Origin of the sequence: Breznakia sp. PF5-3 (assembly GCF_029504745.1) — a bacterium.
Taxonomy (GTDB): Bacteria; Bacillota_I; Bacilli_A; order Erysipelotrichales; family Erysipelotrichaceae; genus Breznakia.
In genome coordinates this window covers 19,350-39,821 of sequence record NZ_JAQFIQ010000001.1, presented here as the reverse complement: position 1 = coordinate 39,821, position 20,472 = coordinate 19,350, and the positions used below count along the sequence as shown (strand labels likewise).

The 20,472-nt window shown below is 32.0% G+C and carries 16 protein-coding genes; 3 read left to right on the top strand and 13 right to left on the bottom strand.

Annotation, left to right across the window (positions count from 1 at the left end; translation table 11 throughout):
- Window positions 1-20 precede the first annotated feature (20 nt).
- Window positions 21-1,346, bottom strand: coding sequence for an MATE family efflux transporter (locus M2475_RS00175; RefSeq protein ID WP_277488694.1), 1,326 nt, complete (start codon window positions 1,344-1,346; stop codon window positions 21-23).
- A gap of 83 nt (window positions 1,347-1,429) precedes the next feature.
- On the opposite strand from M2475_RS00175, the gene M2475_RS00170 reads away from it, so the two are divergent.
- On the top strand, window positions 1,430-2,251 hold the full coding sequence (locus M2475_RS00170) for a MerR family transcriptional regulator (RefSeq protein ID WP_277488693.1): 822 nt from the start codon (window positions 1,430-1,432) through the stop codon (window positions 2,249-2,251).
- 38 nt (window positions 2,252-2,289) lie between these two features.
- On the opposite strand, the gene pfkB is transcribed toward M2475_RS00170, so the two are convergent.
- From pfkB to parE, 9 genes are all read right to left on the bottom strand, one after another.
- Entirely contained in the window at window positions 2,290-3,222 is a 933-nt protein-coding gene (pfkB, locus tag M2475_RS00165; protein WP_277488690.1) for a 1-phosphofructokinase, read from the bottom strand.
- Between the two features lie 94 nt (window positions 3,223-3,316).
- Window positions 3,317-5,707, bottom strand: a complete 2,391-nt coding sequence (gene pheT, locus M2475_RS00160) for a phenylalanine--tRNA ligase subunit beta (RefSeq protein WP_277488688.1) — start codon at window positions 5,705-5,707, stop codon at window positions 3,317-3,319.
- A gap of 11 nt (window positions 5,708-5,718) precedes the next feature.
- Window positions 5,719-6,753 carry a phenylalanine--tRNA ligase subunit alpha gene (pheS, locus tag M2475_RS00155; protein WP_277488686.1) on the bottom strand — a complete coding sequence of 345 codons (1,035 nt, stop codon included), beginning with the start codon at window positions 6,751-6,753 and terminating at the stop codon, window positions 5,719-5,721.
- A gap of 275 nt (window positions 6,754-7,028) precedes the next feature.
- Window positions 7,029-7,640, bottom strand: coding sequence for a lactate utilization protein (locus M2475_RS00150; RefSeq protein WP_277488685.1), 612 nt, complete (start codon window positions 7,638-7,640; stop codon window positions 7,029-7,031).
- A gap of 25 nt (window positions 7,641-7,665) precedes the next feature.
- Window positions 7,666-8,547, bottom strand: a complete 882-nt coding sequence (locus M2475_RS00145) for a CorA family divalent cation transporter (protein ID WP_277488683.1) — start codon at window positions 8,545-8,547, stop codon at window positions 7,666-7,668.
- The gene (locus tag M2475_RS00140; RefSeq protein WP_277488682.1) at window positions 8,544-9,284 is read right to left on the bottom strand and encodes an RNA methyltransferase; all 741 of its coding nucleotides are present in this window, start codon (window positions 9,282-9,284) and stop codon (window positions 8,544-8,546) included. The genes M2475_RS00145 and M2475_RS00140 overlap by 4 nt, the downstream gene beginning before the upstream one ends.
- Before the next feature lie 29 nt (window positions 9,285-9,313).
- The gene (locus M2475_RS00135) at window positions 9,314-9,865 is read right to left on the bottom strand and encodes a hypothetical protein (protein WP_277488680.1); all 552 of its coding nucleotides are present in this window, start codon (window positions 9,863-9,865) and stop codon (window positions 9,314-9,316) included.
- A 9-nt stretch (window positions 9,866-9,874) separates the two neighbouring features.
- Window positions 9,875-12,346, bottom strand: coding sequence for a DNA topoisomerase IV subunit A (gene parC / locus M2475_RS00130; RefSeq protein ID WP_277488677.1), 2,472 nt, complete (start codon window positions 12,344-12,346; stop codon window positions 9,875-9,877).
- Complete coding sequence (parE, locus tag M2475_RS00125; protein ID WP_277488675.1) at window positions 12,346-14,268, bottom strand: DNA topoisomerase IV subunit B; 1,923 nt, start codon at window positions 14,266-14,268, stop codon at window positions 12,346-12,348. The genes parC and parE overlap by 1 nt, the downstream gene beginning before the upstream one ends.
- A 179-nt stretch (window positions 14,269-14,447) precedes the next feature.
- Here parE and plsY point away from each other — a divergent pair, with 179 nt between their 5' ends.
- Together plsY and M2475_RS00115 are read left to right on the top strand one after the other, a co-directional pair.
- The gene (plsY, locus tag M2475_RS00120) at window positions 14,448-15,068 is read left to right on the top strand and encodes a glycerol-3-phosphate 1-O-acyltransferase PlsY (RefSeq protein ID WP_277488871.1); all 621 of its coding nucleotides are present in this window, start codon (window positions 14,448-14,450) and stop codon (window positions 15,066-15,068) included.
- 143 nt (window positions 15,069-15,211) lie between these two features.
- Window positions 15,212-16,051 (top strand): Cof-type HAD-IIB family hydrolase, encoded by an 840-nt coding sequence (locus tag M2475_RS00115; protein ID WP_277488672.1) that lies wholly within the window; start codon window positions 15,212-15,214, stop codon window positions 16,049-16,051.
- Window positions 16,052-16,115: 64 nt separating this feature from the next.
- Here the strand turns inward: M2475_RS00115 and M2475_RS00110 are convergent, their stop codons facing one another.
- The 3 genes from M2475_RS00110 to M2475_RS00100 all read right to left on the bottom strand — a co-directional run bounded on the left by M2475_RS00110 (window position 16,116) and on the right by M2475_RS00100 (window position 20,444).
- Window positions 16,116-17,903 (bottom strand): ABC transporter ATP-binding protein, encoded by a 1,788-nt coding sequence (locus M2475_RS00110; protein ID WP_277488670.1) that lies wholly within the window; start codon window positions 17,901-17,903, stop codon window positions 16,116-16,118.
- The gene (locus tag M2475_RS00105; protein ID WP_277488668.1) at window positions 17,896-19,644 is read right to left on the bottom strand and encodes an ABC transporter transmembrane domain-containing protein; all 1,749 of its coding nucleotides are present in this window, start codon (window positions 19,642-19,644) and stop codon (window positions 17,896-17,898) included. Before M2475_RS00105 ends, M2475_RS00110 begins: the two co-directional genes overlap by 8 nt.
- Before the next feature lie 125 nt (window positions 19,645-19,769).
- On the bottom strand, window positions 19,770-20,444 hold the full coding sequence (locus tag M2475_RS00100; protein ID WP_277488667.1) for a biosynthetic peptidoglycan transglycosylase: 675 nt from the start codon (window positions 20,442-20,444) through the stop codon (window positions 19,770-19,772).
- Between the last annotated feature and the right edge of the window lie 28 nt (window positions 20,445-20,472).

Genomic DNA, 20,472 nt, shown 5'->3' with positions numbered 1-20,472 from the left:
AGGTATAACCTAACAGATTTTTAATATCCGTATTCTTTTTTCTTCCATAACAGAAAAAACAAAGCTACAAAAAATGCTACAAATTCTGCAAATGGAATACAAAGCCATAAGCCATCAATTCCCCAAAGTGGTGGTAACACAATGGCAAAGACAACAATGAACACCAAATTCTTCAAAAATGATATAGCTGCTGAAATTGGACCATTGGATAATGCAGTAAAAAAACCAGATGAAAAAATTGTAAAACCATTGAAGATAAAAGAAAAGGAAAACAAATATAAACCATGTACAGATAACGCATAAGCACTATCTGTGCTACCAATAAAAATACGAATAATCCATTCTCCTCCTAATTGAGAAAGAATAAAGACAAAAATAGACACAGACCATATAAAAATATTAGAGTAACGATATATCCGTTTTAACTGTGCTCGATTTTGACTACCATAAGAATATCCAACAACGGGAGCTATTCCATTGGAAAAACCAATGAATACAGCAATCATAATAAATTGAATATATAAAATGATGGAAATTGCTGCTACGCCACTTTCGCCAGCGTACTTCATCATTCCCAAATTAAAAATTACAGTAGTAATTGCAAACGATAATTGAGATACCATTTCACTAGATCCATTAATCATTGCTTCTTTAATCGTTTGATAACGTTTTTTAAATTTTGTAAAATGAATTGTATTTTCAGAATCTCTAAAAAATTGAACAGCAATCCACACAGCAACAATTTGTCCTATCACTGTAGCAATGGCAGCCCCGACAATTCCAAACCCAAAAATTACAATAAAGAGATAATCTAGAACAATGTTGGTAACGCCTCCAACAATTGAAGTCTTTAATGCTAACTTAGGATGTCCTGCAGTAACCAATAATTGATCATAGACACATTTTATAATTGATAAGGGTGCTGATATGATAAAGAAAAAACCATATTCCATACACAATGGCAACAATGTTTCACTTGCGCCTAACAAGCCAAACATTGGCTCCATAAAAATGAAACAAACAACTGCGATAATAACACCAACCAATAAGCAAACAACATTGATAAAGGAAAAATCTTCATTTGCTTCTTCGCTTTTTCCCTCACCTATTTTCTTTGAAATTACTGCATTACCACCAGATGCAAACATAATTCCAATACTATTCAATAAATTAATTACTGGCATCACGATATTAATCGAGGCAACTGCATTACTCCCTACATAACGAGCAACAAAAATACCATCAACAATCGTATATAAAGACATAAATACCATCATGATAATTGTTGGAAACGCGAATATTAAAAGTGATTTGAAATCAAACTCTTTACTAATTGAATTTTGCATAATTACCTCCTTTTCATATTGCCAATAAAAGCCAATAAATGTTATGATAAACTATATGGTTACCATATAGTCAAGGAGAAATTATGCACTCATCGGTTTTATTAACTACAGGAGAATTTGCAAAGTTGTGTAACACAACAAAAAACACTCTTTTTCATTACGATCAAATTGGGTTATTAAAACCAAACATCATTAAAAATAATGGCTATCGCTATTATTCCATTGATCAATTTTCAACTTTTGATTTGATTTCTGTATTACGAGAAAGCGGTAGTTCTTTAAAAGAAATCAAAGCATTTATGGAACATCAGAATAGTGAAAATTTTATTAAAATACTTGAAGAAAAAAAGAATATATTAAACAAACAAAAACAATATATTACAGAACTCACTAATTCTATCAATCATATTATTAAAAACACTAAAAAAGCTTTACATACATCTTACTTTGTTCCTAGACTAGAACATTGGAATCTGGGATATATCATTACCACCCCATTTACCTCATCACCAAAAGATGATAAAGATTATTATGATTGTTTAAGTAAGCATATCGCATATTGTCAACAACACAATATTTCTGATGATTTGTCTTATGGAATCATATACGATGCCCAAGGTGTATTGCAAAATGAATTTAAAGATTTGGCATATTTCTCTTATTTAAACAAACGAAAAAATATTCCTTTTGTGAAAGAACAACCTGCTGGAATGTATCTTGTAATTGAACATAAAGGAACATATCGATCAATGAGTGAAACATATGATATTATCCGTAATTATATAAAAGAATATCATTTGAAAGTTATTGGTGATTTCTACGAATATGATATCTTAAACCATTTACAAACTAACAAAGAAGAGGAATATGTTATCCAAATTTCTGTTCAAGTTGAACAACAATAAAAAGACATTATTTAATATATGTCTTTTTACTATTTCTTTTACTTAATTTTTTGAATCTGTACTTTTTTCATCAAATCATCTACTATTTTTCGATCTGCTGGTTGTGTTCCTTTCGTCATCACCGCTCCAGCACTCGTTGCAACAGAAAGCTTAATGAGATCATCAAACGAGAATTTCCTCTCTAAAGCATATGCAATACCTGCAACCATTGCATCTCCTGCTCCTACACTTGAATGAGCTTCTACCTTTAATCCTTTTACGATTGCAGTATGATCATTATTCATAAAGACTGCTCCATCACTTCCCATAGAAATCACAATCATTTCTATTCCAGCATCCAAAAATAGCTTTCCTTTATTTAATAGTTCTTCTAAGCTACAATTTTCATCAATTTTAAAATATTGACACAGTTCATATCGATTCGGCTTTATTATTGTTGGAACTTCTACCACTGAGTTTTTAAACAAATCGCCATCAGCATCTAAAATTACCTTTACACCCTTCTGCTTTACCTTATGAATTATTTCAGCATAAATATCTTTTGTCACAGTAGAAGGAACACTACCAGATAAAACTACAATATCATCTTGATTAACATCTTGAATAATTTGATTACATAGTAAATCCAAAGCTTCTTTTGTAATTATTGGTCCTTCTTCATTTAATTCCGTAAGTTTCATTTTACTATTTAAAATTTTTAAATTCGTTCTTGTATTCCCCACTACTTCAACCATCTTATTTTTAATATGATAATCATTTAAAGCATCTACAATATATCTACCACTAGCACCTGCAACAAAACCCATCGCAATACTTTCGCCACCTAAATGTTGTATCGTCTTTGATACATTAATCCCTTTTCCACCAGGATTTATCAACGTATTTTGCAATCGATTTAAACCACCAACTATGAATTCATCAACTTCTGCAGTCTTATCTATAGCAGGATTCATTGTAACTGTAACAATCATTTTTCACCTCATGTATTTTATATTCTTATATATATTCTAACGAAATAATTGAAATATTAAAACAAAAAGCCGAAAGATTTCTTTCGACTTTTTTCTAACCTCTCAATTCAGCATTCAACTTATCTTTTAAAACACTTAAGATTTTATCATGAACTTGGTTGATTTCATCATCTGTCAAGGTACGATCGTTTGCTTGGAAAGTAATAGATAAGGCAATTGATTTATAACCATCCTCTACATGCTCTCCTGTATAAACATCAAATACTTCAACATCTTTAATAATCGCTTTACCACAATTTTTTATCGCCTTTGTTATTTCAGAAACGGCTAAATTCTCTTCAACAACAAATGCTAAATCACGAACTACTTGTGGATATTTTGATACAGCCTCATATTTTACCTTACTTGTTTTGTTTGCAAGGATAACCTCTAAATTAAGTTCTGCTATTACACATTCACTAACTTCATATGCTTTTGCCATATTTGGATGAATCACTCCAAAAATTCCTAATAAATCTTTTCCAATATAGACAACAGCACTTCGATAAGGATGAAAATGAGTTGTATCAAGCGTATTTTCTTTAATTATAATACGCGATTCATTATATCCAAGCTTTTCCAATATCGCCTGAATCATTCCTTTCATCATATAAAATGTTGGTGAAATTTCATATTTCATCCATCTATTTTCTTGTAAGGCACCTTGTAAAACAATTGCTAGACGTTCTTCCATAACATCTTTTCCATAAACTGTACTAATCTCAAAGAAAGGAACGTTCTTCAATGATCTAGCTTTATTATAAGCTACACAATTTAATAAACTAGGTAGGATACTTCCCCTAATAATTTTACGATCTTCACTCATTGGTGAAGCCAATTGTTCATATGAACCAAGTGGCATAATCGCATCTTTATACATCTTTTCACTTACCAAAGTATAAGAAGTAGCTTCATAAAAGCCTTGATCACACAGTATAGAACGTAATGTTCTCCTTAATTGTTGGCGTCTATTTAATTTTCCTGCCGTATCACTCATCATCGGCATTGTAGATTCTAAATCATCAAAACCTATAATACGAATGATTTCTTCCGCAATATCTGCCTCAATTTTCACATCTTGACGATACGATGGAATAACAACATTGATGAAATCACCATTTTTGGTTGGATGAAAATCTAATCTTTCCAATACATCCATAACTTGGTTTTCTTCAAATCTTGTTCCTAATAAGTGATTAATACGTGGTAATGAAACATCAAATGTTACATCATCAATAGTAAGATCAGCAGAAAAAGCAGTTTCTTCTATCGCATCTGCATCTGCATATTCTACTAGTAATTGTACTGCTCTATCCATTGCTATATATGGAGCTTTAGGCTCAATTCCCTTTTGATAACGAATACTAGAATCAGTATTCAAGTTTAAACGTCGGGCAGTATTTCGAATAGCCACATGATTAAAACTTGCAGCTTCAATTAAGATCCCTTTTGTATTATCATCAATCTTAGAGTCATCTCCACCCATAACTCCCCCAATTGCAACAGGTTTATCATGGATTGTAATCATAATGTCATCTTCTGTTATTTGATATTCTATACCATCAAGTGCAGTATATTTACAATTCATTCCATCTTTGACGACAATTTCTTCTTTTTCTAATTTTGATAAATCAAAGAAATGTAAAGGTTGACCTGTCTCCAACATCACTAAATTAGATATATCAACAACATTATTAATTGATTTGATTCCACTTGCCATCAACAAATCACGCATCCAGCTTGGAGATTCTTTAATCGTAAGATTGCGAATAATTTTCCCAGTATATAAAGGACATTTTTCTGTTTCTGATCGAACTACTAATTTTGTTGGTAATCCACCATCAGATTGTCCTTTATAGTTTGGTAATGTAACCTCTTTATTTAAAACTGCTCCTGTTTCCTTTGCCATTGCAAAGGCAGCTAAACAATCGTTACGATTTGGTGTTAATCCAATATCTAATATTTCATCATCTAATCCTAAATATGCCAAAACTTTCGTTTCACCAATTGGAGCATCCTCAGCTAACTCTTCAATTCCTGCTTTTTGCTCATCACTTAAGTTTTTTCCATCAACCCCCAATTCAAGCAAACTACAAATCATTCCATTTGATTCAACACCTCGAATCAATCCCTTTTTAATTTCAAGTTCTGGAAGTTTTGCTCCTGTTTTTGCAACAATCACATTTAATCCTGCTCTACAGTTGGGCGCACCACAAACAATTTGTAAAACTTCATCCACAACATCAACTTCACATACTTGTAAATGATCAGAATCAGGATGTGGTTTTGCTGTAAGAATTTTTCCAATCACTAAATTGGTACCTTCAGCCATATATTCAATTCCTTCAACCTCTAAACCAGCAGCAGTAATTTTATCTGCTAATTCATTGATTGTAATATCACCTAAACCCATATATTGATTTAGCCATTTTCTACTAATTAACATTTCATTACCTCCTACTCAAAACGATTAAATGTTTTCAAAAAACGAATATCATTTGTATAAAGATGACGAATATCATCAATCCCATATTTTAATAAAGCAACACGTTCCATTCCAATCCCAAAAGCAAAACCACTGCAAGCTAATGGATCGTATCCTGCCATTGACAATACATTTGGATGTACCATTCCTGCTCCTAAAATTTCAATCCAACCAGTACCTTTACAAGTTGGACAACCTTTTCCATTACAGATATGACAAGAAACATCAACTTCTACACTAGGCTCTGTAAATTGGAAATAACTAGGACGGAACCGAATATTTCGACTTTCACCAAACATGCGTTTTGCAACAAGTTCTAGTGTTCCTTTCAAATCTGATAAGCGAATATCATTACCAACAACCAAACCTTCTAATTGTGTAAATTGATGTGAATGGGTAGCATCATCATCATCTCTACGATAAACCTTCCCTGGACATACAACTTTAATTGGTAATGTAGGTGCATTTTCTTCTAATACACGCATCTGTACAGCTGTTGTATGCGTTCTAAGCAATTTCTCTGCATCTATATAAAATGTATCTTGCATATCGCGTGCAGGATGATCCTTTGGTATATTTGCTCGTTCAAAATTATATAAATCAAGCTCTACCTCTGGACCTTCTGCGATTTCATATCCAAGACCTATAAATAAATCTTCCAACTCTTGCTGAACCAAGATTAGAGGATGCAAATTCCCAAGATTAGGTTTTAGTCCACTTAGACTAATATCAATCTTTTCATTTTTCAATTTTTCATTAACTTCAGCTTCTTCCAAACCAATTTTTTTAACTTCAATTGCTTGTTCAATCGCTTGTTTAATTTCGTTAACCTGTTGTCCGAAAATTGGACGTTCCTCTTTGCTTAAGTCCTTCATCGTTTTCATTACTTCTTGAATCGAACCTTTTTTACCAAGATATGCTACGCGAATATCTTGTAGTTCTTTTGTAGATTTACATGCTTCAATTTTCTGTAAACCTTCTGCTCTTAGTTTTTCTAACTTTTCCATTATGTATCCTTTCTGCCAAAAAAAAAGCACAAGTATAGGAACGCATAACAGCGCGGTACCATCCTAATTCATCTTGCGACACACTCTATTACATGATAACCGTATGAAACGGGAGGTCATTAATCTCACTCAAAGGTGAATTCATATAGTTTCTTTTAGATAGCTCGCAGTCTATGACTATCATTCCCTTAAAAAAAAGTGCTATATTACTAGTCCTTTTCAACGCATTATCATAATTATAGTATAAAAAAAAGGCTATTTCAACCTTTTCCAAATCAATATCCTAAATCTTCATCAACAATAATAATATTAATTCTATCTTTCACAAATTGTCCACTTAACAATACAAAAGAATTACAAATACGATCGCTCGCTTGACAATCCACACACTCATCAGTAATTGCACAAGGTGTCTTCTTTCCCAAACGCTTCGCATCCAGTGGCGCTGCAATATTTCGCGCTCGCTTATATGCTGCCTTTTCATCAGCAACAATTTTATTTTTCCCACAGATTATAATTACCTTTTTCGGACCATAAATGATTGGTGCAACCCGACTACCATTCCCATCTATATTAAATATTTTCCCATCCTCTGTAATCGCATTCGCACTACTGAAAAAAACATCCGCCGAAAAATTCTTTACATACAAAGCACGCTTATCCTCAGTAGATAAATTCTTTTTATATTTATCATAAAAGATATACTCTCCACTTCTCAAATATTCATATACACCTAGCGTTTCTAGTGTCATTGAATCACCACATCCAATACTAACCTCTGGTTTTAAAAGTTGATCTAGAAGTGAAAATAACCTTATTTTATCTTTCACAAAATAGGCCTTAAAATTATGCTTTTCTAAATTTTGAATTGTTTTTTCAATGTTCATTACCAAACTCCATTACAATATATTATTAAAACCATTTTTTCTTGCGAAAATAATAAATACAGAATACAACAATAATAATACTCAAAACAATGACTAGTGGATAACTAAATACCCAATCCAATTCAGGCATACGTAAATTCATTCCATACCAGCCAACAAGCAAGGTCAATGGCAAGAAAATCGCACTGATGATAGTAAATAATTTCATAATATCATTCAATCGATTATCAACAGCCGATTGATAAGCTTCTCGAATTTCAGTAATATATTCCATCAATGATAAAAGATGATTATAATTACGATTTAAGCGATCTTTCTCTATATTAAAATGCTTTATATCAAGTTCCATAAATAAACCATTATCATTTTCAATTAACGAATCTACAATATCCAAAAGATTATTATAATCTCTTTTCATTCTTAATAGATTTTTACGAAATGCCAAAATATTTTTATTTGCATTTTTCATCATTGGATCATTGATAACATGATCCTCCAATTGCAAAGCCTTGTTTTCAAGATCGCTTAGATGATGATATACTTCATCAGAAATACTATGTAAAAGCTTTTGAATGATATTCCCAATATTCATACTTTCATCATCCAAAGGAAGTTGTTTAATAAATGAACTAAAATATTTCTTATTTCCACAGAAAAAAGAACGATCTTTTGATAAATAAACATAGATATGATTTTTTGATTTATGCATGTGAATGGAATTCGGAAGTACAAGAATATCAAAATGAAGATGACTCTCAAATCTTATATTATGGTTTTGAATCGATTCCACAAATCTAGGATACTCTTCATATCCATCTAAATACTCTATCTTATCTATAAAAAACAATCCTTGTTTTGCTACTTTATCTACTTTATGAAGTTGATCCTTTTCTATTTTATAAATCATGCTTTTCCCTTTCTTAAATAATGCATACATATACTTGCAGCAACTCCTACATTCAAGGATTCAAAATTTATCATCTCTATTTTTGTAATCGTATCTGCAACTGCCAGTATTTCCGCTTTGACACCAGCACCTTCATTACCAAATATCAATCCCTGTTTTTGATGAAATGTGATTTGTTCAAGAGGCATTGCATTTGTTAATGCAGTTGCAATCATGTGCACGCCTTTTGCTTGATATGCTTTTATTTCATCAAGTAAATCCACACGCTTGATTGGCAAATGAAACAGCGCTCCTTGGGTTGAACGAATCGTTTTTTCATTATAGATATCAACACAATCCTTTCCCACCAAAATAGCATCATAACCAAAGCTATAGGCACTACGAATAATTGCCCCCATATTTCCAGGATCTTGTATTGCATCTAAAAAAACCAATCTATTATTTTCAGTAGAAATAATATTTGGATGTGTACAAATACCAATATAATCTACTTTTGAAACATTTTGTGACAACTTATCCATGATGAATCCTTCTACCTCATATACATCATTAGCAAAGCCAAAAGGATTTGTCTTCCCATCTCGAATCAACAAACTCTCTAAACAATTTGCTTGGATTGCCTCATTGATTAAATGTTCCCCTTCTATTAAAAACCGTTGATCTTGATCACGATATTTTTTTTGATGATACTTCATCCATAATTTTATTTTAGAATTTTGTAACGAACTTATTTTCATAAGTATATTATACACAAAAAAAAGGAAATTTACTCATTTCCTTCTCTATTATTCTCAATTATGTTAAGTAATTCTTCATCTTGTACATAAGATTGCAATTGCAAGAGTTGATTGTCACTAAACGTTCGCCAAACTCTACGATAAATCATAAGCAAATTAGCAACAGTCAAAACCATTGTAATACCTAAGACATATATAACATTATAATGTAACAAAAATATAAATACGACCATTAACAAAGCAACCGTACATATTTGAATTATCACAATTTGCCGCAACAGTGCTTTTTTTGCTTCTTTAAGAAAAGCTAACTTTTGTTTCAAAAATACTGTTATATCCATATCTAAAGATATATGTTTTTTATCTATAAGAATTTGTGCTTGCATAAGACAAAAACGCTGTTCATTAATTTGATCAAAAAATTCATATTTTAAAGCATATGCTAATAAAACCCATACAAATTCTTCATTGCTTAGTTGTTCGCTATCAGAAAAACTTTCTTTGGCTAAACTTCCAATTTCAAAATCATATTGAAATTTGCTTTGCTTCATCAACTGTATTAGCTTCTCTACTTTTCTCATCATCTTATCCTATACATCAAGTTTGATTTCTTCATACACTTTTGTGTCATCTTCATCACTCGCTGGAATATCTTCTACAATGTTTATATCCTTCACCATATAATAATCGTTGGTAAGCTTCAATACGGTTGAGAAAGAAGATTCACGTCCCATAATCGATATATCTTTTGCTTCAACTTCATGTACATCACCAGCATCAACAAATATAACTTTATCATTGCTACTAACCATCTTGGTATATCGAACATAATTTGGATTTGATTTTACTTGCTTATGAACCAATATTCCTTTCACAGGTCTATTCATTAAATCAATTTCAGATGGTTTCACTCGCTTCATCAATCCACCTTCACTTACAACCAATAAATGTTTTGAAGTATCATTCAGCATTTGAGCACTAACAATTACATCATTATTTAAATTCATTGCTTTTACACCCTTTGATTTTGGTGCACTTGCTGGTATTTGATCTAATCGATAATGTGCACAATAACCATTTCTTGTTGTAATCATTACTTCATTATCTGTATATGCTAAATAAGTACCAACCAATACATCTTCTTTATGCAAATTCATACAAGTCATTGTTTTATTGTTACGTGATACTTGGAAATCAACAATTTTTGTTTTTTTGATCATCCCATGTTGTGACACACTAACAAAATAACCATCTTGCTTAAAGTTCTTCAAAATGAAAGCATTGACTAATTTCTCATCTCCACTCATTTTAATCTTTGTATTTAGATGGGTTCCCAAATCTTTCCATTTATGCTCACCAAGTTCGTATACTGGTAAATATCCATAAGTTCCAGCATTCGTAAAGAATATTAACCAATCTAAGTTATTTACTTCTTCATAGCCTATTAAATGATCGCCCTCCTTCATTCCGGTCATTGTATTTTCACTAGCTCCATAAGAGCGTAAAGATACACGTTTGGCATATCCATCTTTCGATACGCTCACAACATAACGATCATTTGAAATCATCTGTACTTTATCAATTTTTATGTCTTCAATTTCTTCTTCTATCTTACTCATTCGTTGAGAATCAAAAGACTGTTTTACTTCTTTTAACTCTTTGATCATCAAACGTTTTAAAGATTTTGGATTATCCAAAATATCTTGAAGTTCTTCCATTTCATTCAATAACATTGCAAATTCTTCTTTTAAGGATGTTACATCCGTATTTGTTAAACGATACAAACGCAGTGTTACAATAGCTTCCGCTTGTGCTTCACTAAAGCTATAACGTTCCATTAAGCGTTGTTTCGCATCCCCTTTATCTTTTGAATCACGAATCAAAGCAATAACTTCATCTAAGATAGAAATACATTTAATCAATCCTTCTAAAATATGACAACGTTTTTCCTTTTTGGCCAATTCAAACTTACTGCGTCGAATAATCACTTCATTACGATGAGCAATAAAGGCATCCAACATTTCTTTTAAACCCAATTGCATAGGACGTTTATTCACGATTGCAATCACGTTATAGTTATAAGAAATTTGCAAATCTGTATTCTTATAAAAATAATTCAATATCAAATTTGCATCAGCATCTTTTTTCACATCAATGACAATCTTTAATCCTCCGCGATCACTCTCATCACGAACATCAATGATTCCATCAATATCTTTATTAATTCGAATTTCATCCATTTTCTTTACTAGATTACATTTAATTACATCATATGGAATTTCAGTAATTACAATCTGTTGAATCGTTTTTGTTTTCGTGATTTCAGCCTTGGCCTTAATCATTACTTTTCCTCTACCACTATTAAAAGCATCTTTGATTCCTTGTAATCCTTGTACAATTCCTCCCGTTGGAAAATCTGGTCCTTGAATATAATCCATTAACTCATTCAATTCACATTTAGGATATTGAATACGATAAATTGTCGCATCAATAACTTCATTTAAATTGTGTGGTGGAATATTTGTTGCATAACCTGCAGCAATCCCAGTAATTCCATTAACCAATAAATTAGGATATCTTGCTGGTAATACTGTTGGTTCCTCTTCCGTATCATCAAAGTTAGGTGTAAATTCCACTGTATCCTTCTCAATATCTTGTAATAGCATTTGTGCAATTGGTGCCAAACGAACTTCCGTATACCGCATTGCAGCAGCTGGATCATCATCAATAGAACCATTGTTTCCCTGCATATCAATTAACGGCACACGGCTCTTCCAATTCTGTGATAAACGAACCATTGCATCATAGATACTACTATCACCATGCGGATGATAATTCCCCATGATAATCCCTACTGATTTTGCACTTTTACGATATTTTTTATCATGGGTATTGCCATCTTCATTCATTGCAAATAAAATACGACGCTGAACTGGTTTTAAACCATCACGAGCATCTGGTAAGGCACGTTCTTGAATAATATATTTAGAATATCTTCCAAAACGATCCCCCATTATTTCTTCCAAAGGCGTAACAAGCAATTTACTTTCTGGTTTACTCATTATTTTACCTCCTTCGCAAAATCATCTTCCATAGTAAAAGACACATTATTCTCAATCCAATCACGTCGTAAGTCTGGTTTATCCCCCATCAAAATACTTACCTTTTTTTCTGCACTCAAAATATTCTCAATATTTACTTGGATTAATGTTCTGGTGTCAGGATTCATTGTCGTATCCCAAAGTTGATCCGCATTCATTTCACCAAGTCCTTTGTAACGTTGTAAGCTATATCCTTTGTAAGCTGAGCGATTTTCTTCTAATTCTTTTTCATCCCAAATATATACAATATCTTTTCCTTTTTCTAATTTATATAGTGGTGGAAGTGCAATATACACCATTCCATTATCCACCAATTCACGCATATAACGATAAAAGAAAGTTAAAAGCAATACTTGGATATGTGCACCATCTGTATCCGCATCTGTCATAATTATTACTTTATGATAATTTACATCATCCACATTAAAATTAGCACCGACTCCAGCACCAATAGCATGAATGATCGTATTTAACTCTTCATTCTTTTCAATACTTGTAATGCTTGCTTTTTCCGTATTCAATACTTTTCCTCGCAGTGGTAAAATGGCTTGATATTTAGAATCTCTTCCTTGTTTAGCACTACCACCAGCCGAATCTCCTTCGACTAGATAAAGTTCTTTTTTACGAGCATCCTTGCTTTGTGCATTTGCTAACTTTCCAGATAAAATCTTTTCTGTTTTTCCTCTGTTTTTTCCACTTCGTGCTTCATTTCGTGCTTTACGTGCTGCTTCACGAGCTTGTGAAGCACGTTGCATCTTTTTCACAAGTGTAATTGCCAATTCTTTATTTTCCTCTAAAAAGAATGTTAACTTTTCACTAACAATATTATCAACAACCGTTCTTGCTTCTGGGGTACCCAACTTCCCTTTTGTTTGTCCTTCGAATTGAAGAAGCGTTTCAGGGATTCCCAAAGATAAAATAACTGTAAGTCCTTCTCGAACATCACTACCTTCAAAATTCTTATCTTTATCCTTTAACAAACCATTGCGTCGCGCATATTCATTGAAGACTTTAGTGAAAGCACCACGAGCACCTACTTCATGTGTTCCTCCATCTTTCGTACGAACCATATTTACAAAAGAAAACATATTTTCTTGATATTCATCAATATATTGAAATGCACAGTCTACTGTAATCCCATTACTTCCTGCTCCACTAAAAGAAACTGGTTTATGAAATACTTGTTTATCATCATGTAAATAATTCATAAAATCTTCTAAACCATTTTCAAAGCAATAAACTTCTTGTTTATCATTTCGTAAATCTGTAACTTCAAGAGAAATTCCTTTTAATAAAAAAGCACTTTCTCTTGCACGTTCACAAATTTGACTAAACGAAAAATCAACCGTAGAAAAAATACTAGCGTCAGGCATAAAAGTTACCTTACTTCCTCGTTTGGTCGTCTTTCCAATTACCTCTAGTTTGCTTACTTTACTTCCACCATCTTTAAAATGCATTGTGTATATTTTACCATTAAGATATACTTCAACATCAACATAGCTACTTAAGGCATTTACAACACTAGCTCCAACACCATGCAATCCTCCACTTGTTTTATATCCGCCTTCTTCACTGAATTTTCCTCCAGCATGAAGAACGGTAAAGATTACTTCTAAAGAAGATTTTCCTGATACGTGTTTATCCACAGGCATTCCTCGCCCACTATCTTCAACACAAAGAGAACCATCCTCTAAGATTGTTATTTTTATTTTATTCCCATATCCATTTAGTGCTTCATCAATTGCATTATCCACAATTTCCCAGACTAAATGATGCAACCCTCTGCCGTCGGTAGAACCAATATACATCCCAGGTCTTTTACGTACTGCATCAAGACCCTCTAATATTTGTATACTACTACCATCATACTTTTTTTCTGCCATCACTACACCCCTTTTTTAAGGCTTCAATACTTATCTATTCTACCAAAAAAAAGGGTGATTATCAATTTATTATAAACATTTAAATTAAGAATTATATATCTTTTCAATTCTTATAAAACTATGTTACAATAGTAGCCTAGATTGAGGTGTTGGTTATGACAAATTTTGATATACATCCAATGTATTTACATATCATTTATGCAGTTTTTATCGGTTATTTTCTAGGTTCCATACCGTTTGCTTTAGTGATTGGAAAACTATTCTATAATACCGATGTTCGGGAATATGGTTCGGGAAATTTAGGTGGAAGCAATGCCGGACGAGTCTTAGGAAAAAAAGCGGCTATCGCCGTAATTGCTTTAGATGTCTTAAAAGTTGTCTTAGCTTCTGCAATTGTTGCCTGGCTTTTTGATCCTGTCGTGTCCATATGGGCTGGTCTTTTTGCAGCTGTTGGACATTGTTATCCAATTTTCGCAGGTTTCCGCGGAGGAAAAGCTGTAGCTACTATGTTTGGGTTCTTGTTATCGTGTTCTATTTTCACATTTCAAGATCCATGGATGCTATTTATTCCCCTAGCAATTTTCTTAATTGTCTTATTCTTATTTAAGATGGTGTCTCTTGCTTCCATTTGTGCAGCAATTACACAAACAATATATATCTTGTTTATTACGGAATATACATCAGCACAAGTGGCTAGTTTCTTGTTGACATTATTGATTATTTTCCGCCATTCAGCAAATATCAAACGAATCCTTAATGGCGATGAAGCAAAAGTAAGCTGGCTAACAAAAAAGAAATAATTATATGTGTTATCTCAATTGATACAAATTTCTCAAAGTCATAAATACAATAAGTAGACTATAAGAAATTTGTATCAATTTTTATTTTTTTCATGCTTTCTATTTTAATGATGATATAATCAAGAGTATATGGAGGTTATTATATGAGTATTAAAGCAATTATATTGGATATCGATGGAACGCTATTAAATAGTGAAAAAACAATAACAAAACGTACCCATGATTGTCTTATGGAAGCACAAAAAAAAGGTATCAAACTAATATTAGCATCTGGTAGGCCTACAAGTGGTATGATGATCTACGCGAAAATGTTAGAAATGGAAAAATATCATGGATTACTTATTTCCTACAATGGGGCAAAAGTTATCGATTGCCAAACTCAAGAAGTAGTTTTTAATAAAGCGATGAGCATCAATGAAGGAAAAGCAGTTTTAGAACATTTAAAGAAATTCAATGTGATACCAATGATTGATAAAGATGATTATATGTATGTAAATGATGTATATAATTGTTGGATTAAATATCAAGGAAAGGATATAAATATCATCCAATATGAATCTCGTGGTGGTAATTACAAATTATGCGAAAAAGATGACTTAGCTGCTTTCTTAGATTATGATATCAACAAAATTTTAACTGCTGCTGACCCCGCTTATTTAAAAGAGCATTATCAAGCAATGAGTGAACCGTTTAAAGATTCCCTAAATTGTATGTTCACTGCCGATTTCTTTTATGAATTCACAGCAAAAGGAATTGATAAAGCAAAAGCATTAGATAGCGTATTGCCGCCAATGGGAATCAAACAAGACGAAACTATTGCATTCGGTGATGGACACAATGATATATCAATGATTGAATATGCTGAAATTGGTGTAGCAATGGAAAATGCTGTTGACGAACTTAAAGCAATTGCTACATTTGTTACTCTAGGTAACGAAGATGATGGAATCGCTTATGCATTAGAAAAATATTTAAAAATTTAAATTTCATTCACAAAAAAACACATTCTATAATGTGTTTTTTTATAGATATAAAATAAATACAGCTTTACAAATTATCATTTTCTTCACTTTTTTGTAATTGATACATCATATAATATGTACCCTTTTGCGATAACAACTCATCATGTGTCCCTTGTTCAACAATTTTACCTTTATCCAACACTAATATTTTATTTGCATCTTTGATCGTTGAAAGACGATGTGCAATTGCAATGCTTGTTCTACCTCTTCTAATACGTTCCAGCCCTTCTTGAATCAAAACCTCTGTCTCCGTATCAATATTTGCTGTAGCCTCATCTAAAATCAATATCTTAGGATTGGTAACAATTGTCCTTGCAAAGGCAAGCAACTGTTTTTGTCCAGTTGAGAAAGAAGAACCTCTTTCAATAACACGATGTTCATATCCATCACTTAATTGATTAATAAATGTATCTGCTTGGACAAACTCACATGCTTTGCGAATATCATGATCACTAATATTTTTATTTTGTAAACGTATATTGTCATTAATAGTTCCATAAAACATAAACGGATCTTGTAAAACCAATCCCATTTTAGAACGTAATTCTTCAATTGGATAATCTTTAATCGATTTTCCATCAATTAAAATTTCACCTTGATAAAATTCATAAAACCTCATCATTACATTAATAATACTACTTTTACCACTTCCTGTATGACCCACAAGAGCAATGGTTTCCCCAGGATTCACCTCAAAAGAAATATTTGTAAGCACTTCTTTTTCACCATCATACGAAAAAGAAACATTTTTAAACTCAATTTTTGCTTCTTTGATACTTCCTGAAGCATTTTCATTTTGTTGGGGTGTCAATTCTTCATGATCCAAAATTTTAAATACACGATATGCTGAAACAATCGCTTGTTGATAAATAGACAACCGCTCCATAATTTGAAACATTGGATCAAAGTAACGATAAACATATTCAATAAAGGCAACAACCACTCCAACAGATACACTTCCATACAAAGAGTTAAGTCCTGTATATGAAAATAAGATTGCTAATGCTAATGCTGTTAACAATTGTATTGTTGGTGCTAATAAAATTCCATCCAAACGAACATTTTTCATACTAGCATCATAATATTCTTTATTAGTTTCTTCAAATTCATCGCTGATTCGTTTTTGCTGATTAAACAGTTGAATAATATTCATACCTGAAATAGATTCTGCTAATCTCGTATTTAATTGTGATAAACGATCTCTAGCAATTAAATAAAACTTTGTACTATATTTTTGATATAAATAAATAACAAAAATTGCTACTGGCAAAAACAAAAAACAAATAAGTGCCATTGTAACATCTAAAAGTAACATAGCAATCATAATTCCAATAATTAAAATAATACTAGATACAATAACTGCCAATACATTGTTCAACATATCTTGGATTGCTTCGGTATCATTTGTAACTCTAGAAACGATACTGCCAGCTGGAGTTTGATCAAAATAACGCATTCCCATATTCTGCAATTTCTTATATAATTCCACACGCATATTCTGACTAACTTTAAAACCAATATTATTAAATTGATATGTTTGTAAATATCGAAATAAAGCAAATGCTAAAATAACACCAGCATACAAAGCGATTTTCTGATAAACAATATCCATCTTTACCATATCATCAACAAAAGCAGTATCAACGATATCTTTTATAACCATTGGACCAAGCAAACTAAATACAGTAGCGAAGATAACCGTAACAAAGGCAAGAAATACAAGTCCCTTATAAGGTTTTAAATAACGAAGCAACCGTAAAAGAACAGATAACTGTTCTTTTGCAGTGAAGGTTTCTTTATCATAATTATTCATGATGCTCCCCTCCTTCATATAGCTCTTGTTGATCATAAATTTTTCCATACCAACCATCTTTAGTAATTAATTCATCATGGATTCCACGTTCTACTATTTTTCCTTCATCCATTACTAAAATAAGATGTGAATGCTTAATTGCACTAAATCGATGTGCCACAATAATAGTTGTTTTTCCTTTGCGATTTTCTTTCAACGCTTCAAGAATCATTTCTTCCGTTTTGGCATCTACTGCTGATAAAGAATCATCCAATATTAACACTTCAGGGTTTAATATCAATGCCCTAGCAATGGCAATTCGTTGTTTTTGACCGCCTGACAAAGATACTCCACGCTCCCCAATAACCGTATCATATCCTTCAGAGAAGCCAATAATGTCGTCATGTACGGCAGCCATTTTGGCAGCTGCAATTACATCTTCATGACTTGCATGCGTATTTCCAAAACGAATATTATCTTCAATTGTTGAAGAAAATAAAAATTGATCTTGTGGTACATAACCTATTGCAGCATGATAACTATTTAATTTATAATCATTGATTTCATGACTGCCAAAAATAATCGTACCCTGATAATGATCATATTCTCGCAATAGAAGTTTTATTAACGTTGTCTTTCCTGCTCCTGTTTTACCTACAACCCCTAATGTTTCACCTTGGGGAAGTGTAAATATAATATCTTGAAGAACTGGCTTCAACTTTGGATCATATGTGAATTTTTTTACTTCAAACTCTATATTACCACTAGGTACTTCATCGATTGCGTTTTCTTTATCTTTAATATCAGGTTTAATAATAAGCAAATTTTGAATTCGTTCATAAGAGACATTTCCTCTTTCAATTGTATTGTATAAAAAGCCAAAAGCTAACATTGGCCAAATTAACATATTCATATAGTTTACCAATGTTACCAAATTTCCTACTGTAATTTCTCCTGATTGAATAAATTGAGCCCCAAAAACAAATAAGAAAATATAGCATAATACAACAATAACTTCAATTAATGGATCGAACCCTGCATCATAGATAACAACTTTCATATTTTTTTTATAAACATCCATTGTCTCATCATGGAACTTTTCTACTTCTTCCTTTTCTTGACCAAAAGTCTTTGTAACCTTCACTCCAGTAATACTCTCATGAACACGATTGTTCATACTAGAAAACGCTTGTTGAGCAACCGTAAACGTTGTATGCAAACGTTTGCTTAATAACTGTGATCCAATAATCATAAGTGGCATTGGCAACAAAGTAATTAATGTTAATTTAAAATGAATACCAAACATCATCGCAAACAACACTGAACAACCTGTCATAACAGCATCAGCAAATTGCAATACCCCAGCTCCTGCAACACGTTGAATAGACTTTAAATCATTGGTTGCATGAGCCATCAAATCACCAACGCGATATTTTTGAAAAAAACTAGCTGACATTTTAGTAAAATGTTCAAATAAACGCAATCGTAAAATTCTCTCTAATCGAAATGCAGCCCCAAAAATACATATTCTCCATACGTAACGCATGACAAAAATAAGAGCAGCATTCACCAATAAAATAACAATCGAAATGATCAACGACTCCTTGGTTAAAGATTTTGATGATATCTCATCAATCATATCACCCATAATCTTGGGTGGAATTAAATTTATAACAGCAATGATAAACAGTGCAAAAATTCCACTGATATAGGCTTTTTTCTCTTGTTTAAAAAACCAAGATAAATGTTTAAATATTTTCATGTTTCCCTCCATATGTAAGATAAATTCTCTTCCCTATGAACGAAAACTTATCTATTCTTCACTTTTCTCTATAATTATTTTTATTATAATTTTTTATATCAATAATTGTTTTCATAATTTACTCCTTAATATATCTCTGCATTCATCGCTTCTTCATATTCACGTTTGGTTATCATATTTAACTCTAACATTGATTTGATGACTTGTTTTTGGCGATCCTTCGTAATCTCATTTTTATTACTCAATGCATATACAGAAGGTGCTTGTGGAAGCCCCGCCAAGACACTTGCCTGTGTTAGTGTCAAATCTTTTGGATGAGTATTGTAATACCCTTTTGCTGCATCATATATTCCATAATAGCCATCACCATAATACACAATATTTAAGTACATCTCCAAAATCTCATCTTTTGTATAATTCCGTTCTAACTCGCGCGCTACAAAAGCCTCACTAACTTTACGAATACCAGTATTATCATCCATAAAATACATGTTTTTCGCTAATTGTTGTGTCAATGTGCTGCCTCCTTGATTCCCTTGGTTTGTCACATTTACCACTACACTACGTGCAAGAGCATAATAATCAACACCTCCATGATCATAAAATCTACGATCTTCAATAGCAATGATTGAATCCTTCATATATTGAGAAATCTCATCCAAAGTCACATAATTTTCATCACTTCGTATTTGATTTACTTTTTCTTCGATACTGACTTTATCGGTTACATCCTTATACCCTAAATACCCTACTCCAGCAATAAAAGCTATCAAGATAAATAAAACTATAATAAGTACCAATAAAATTCTTCTTAATATTTTAAACATA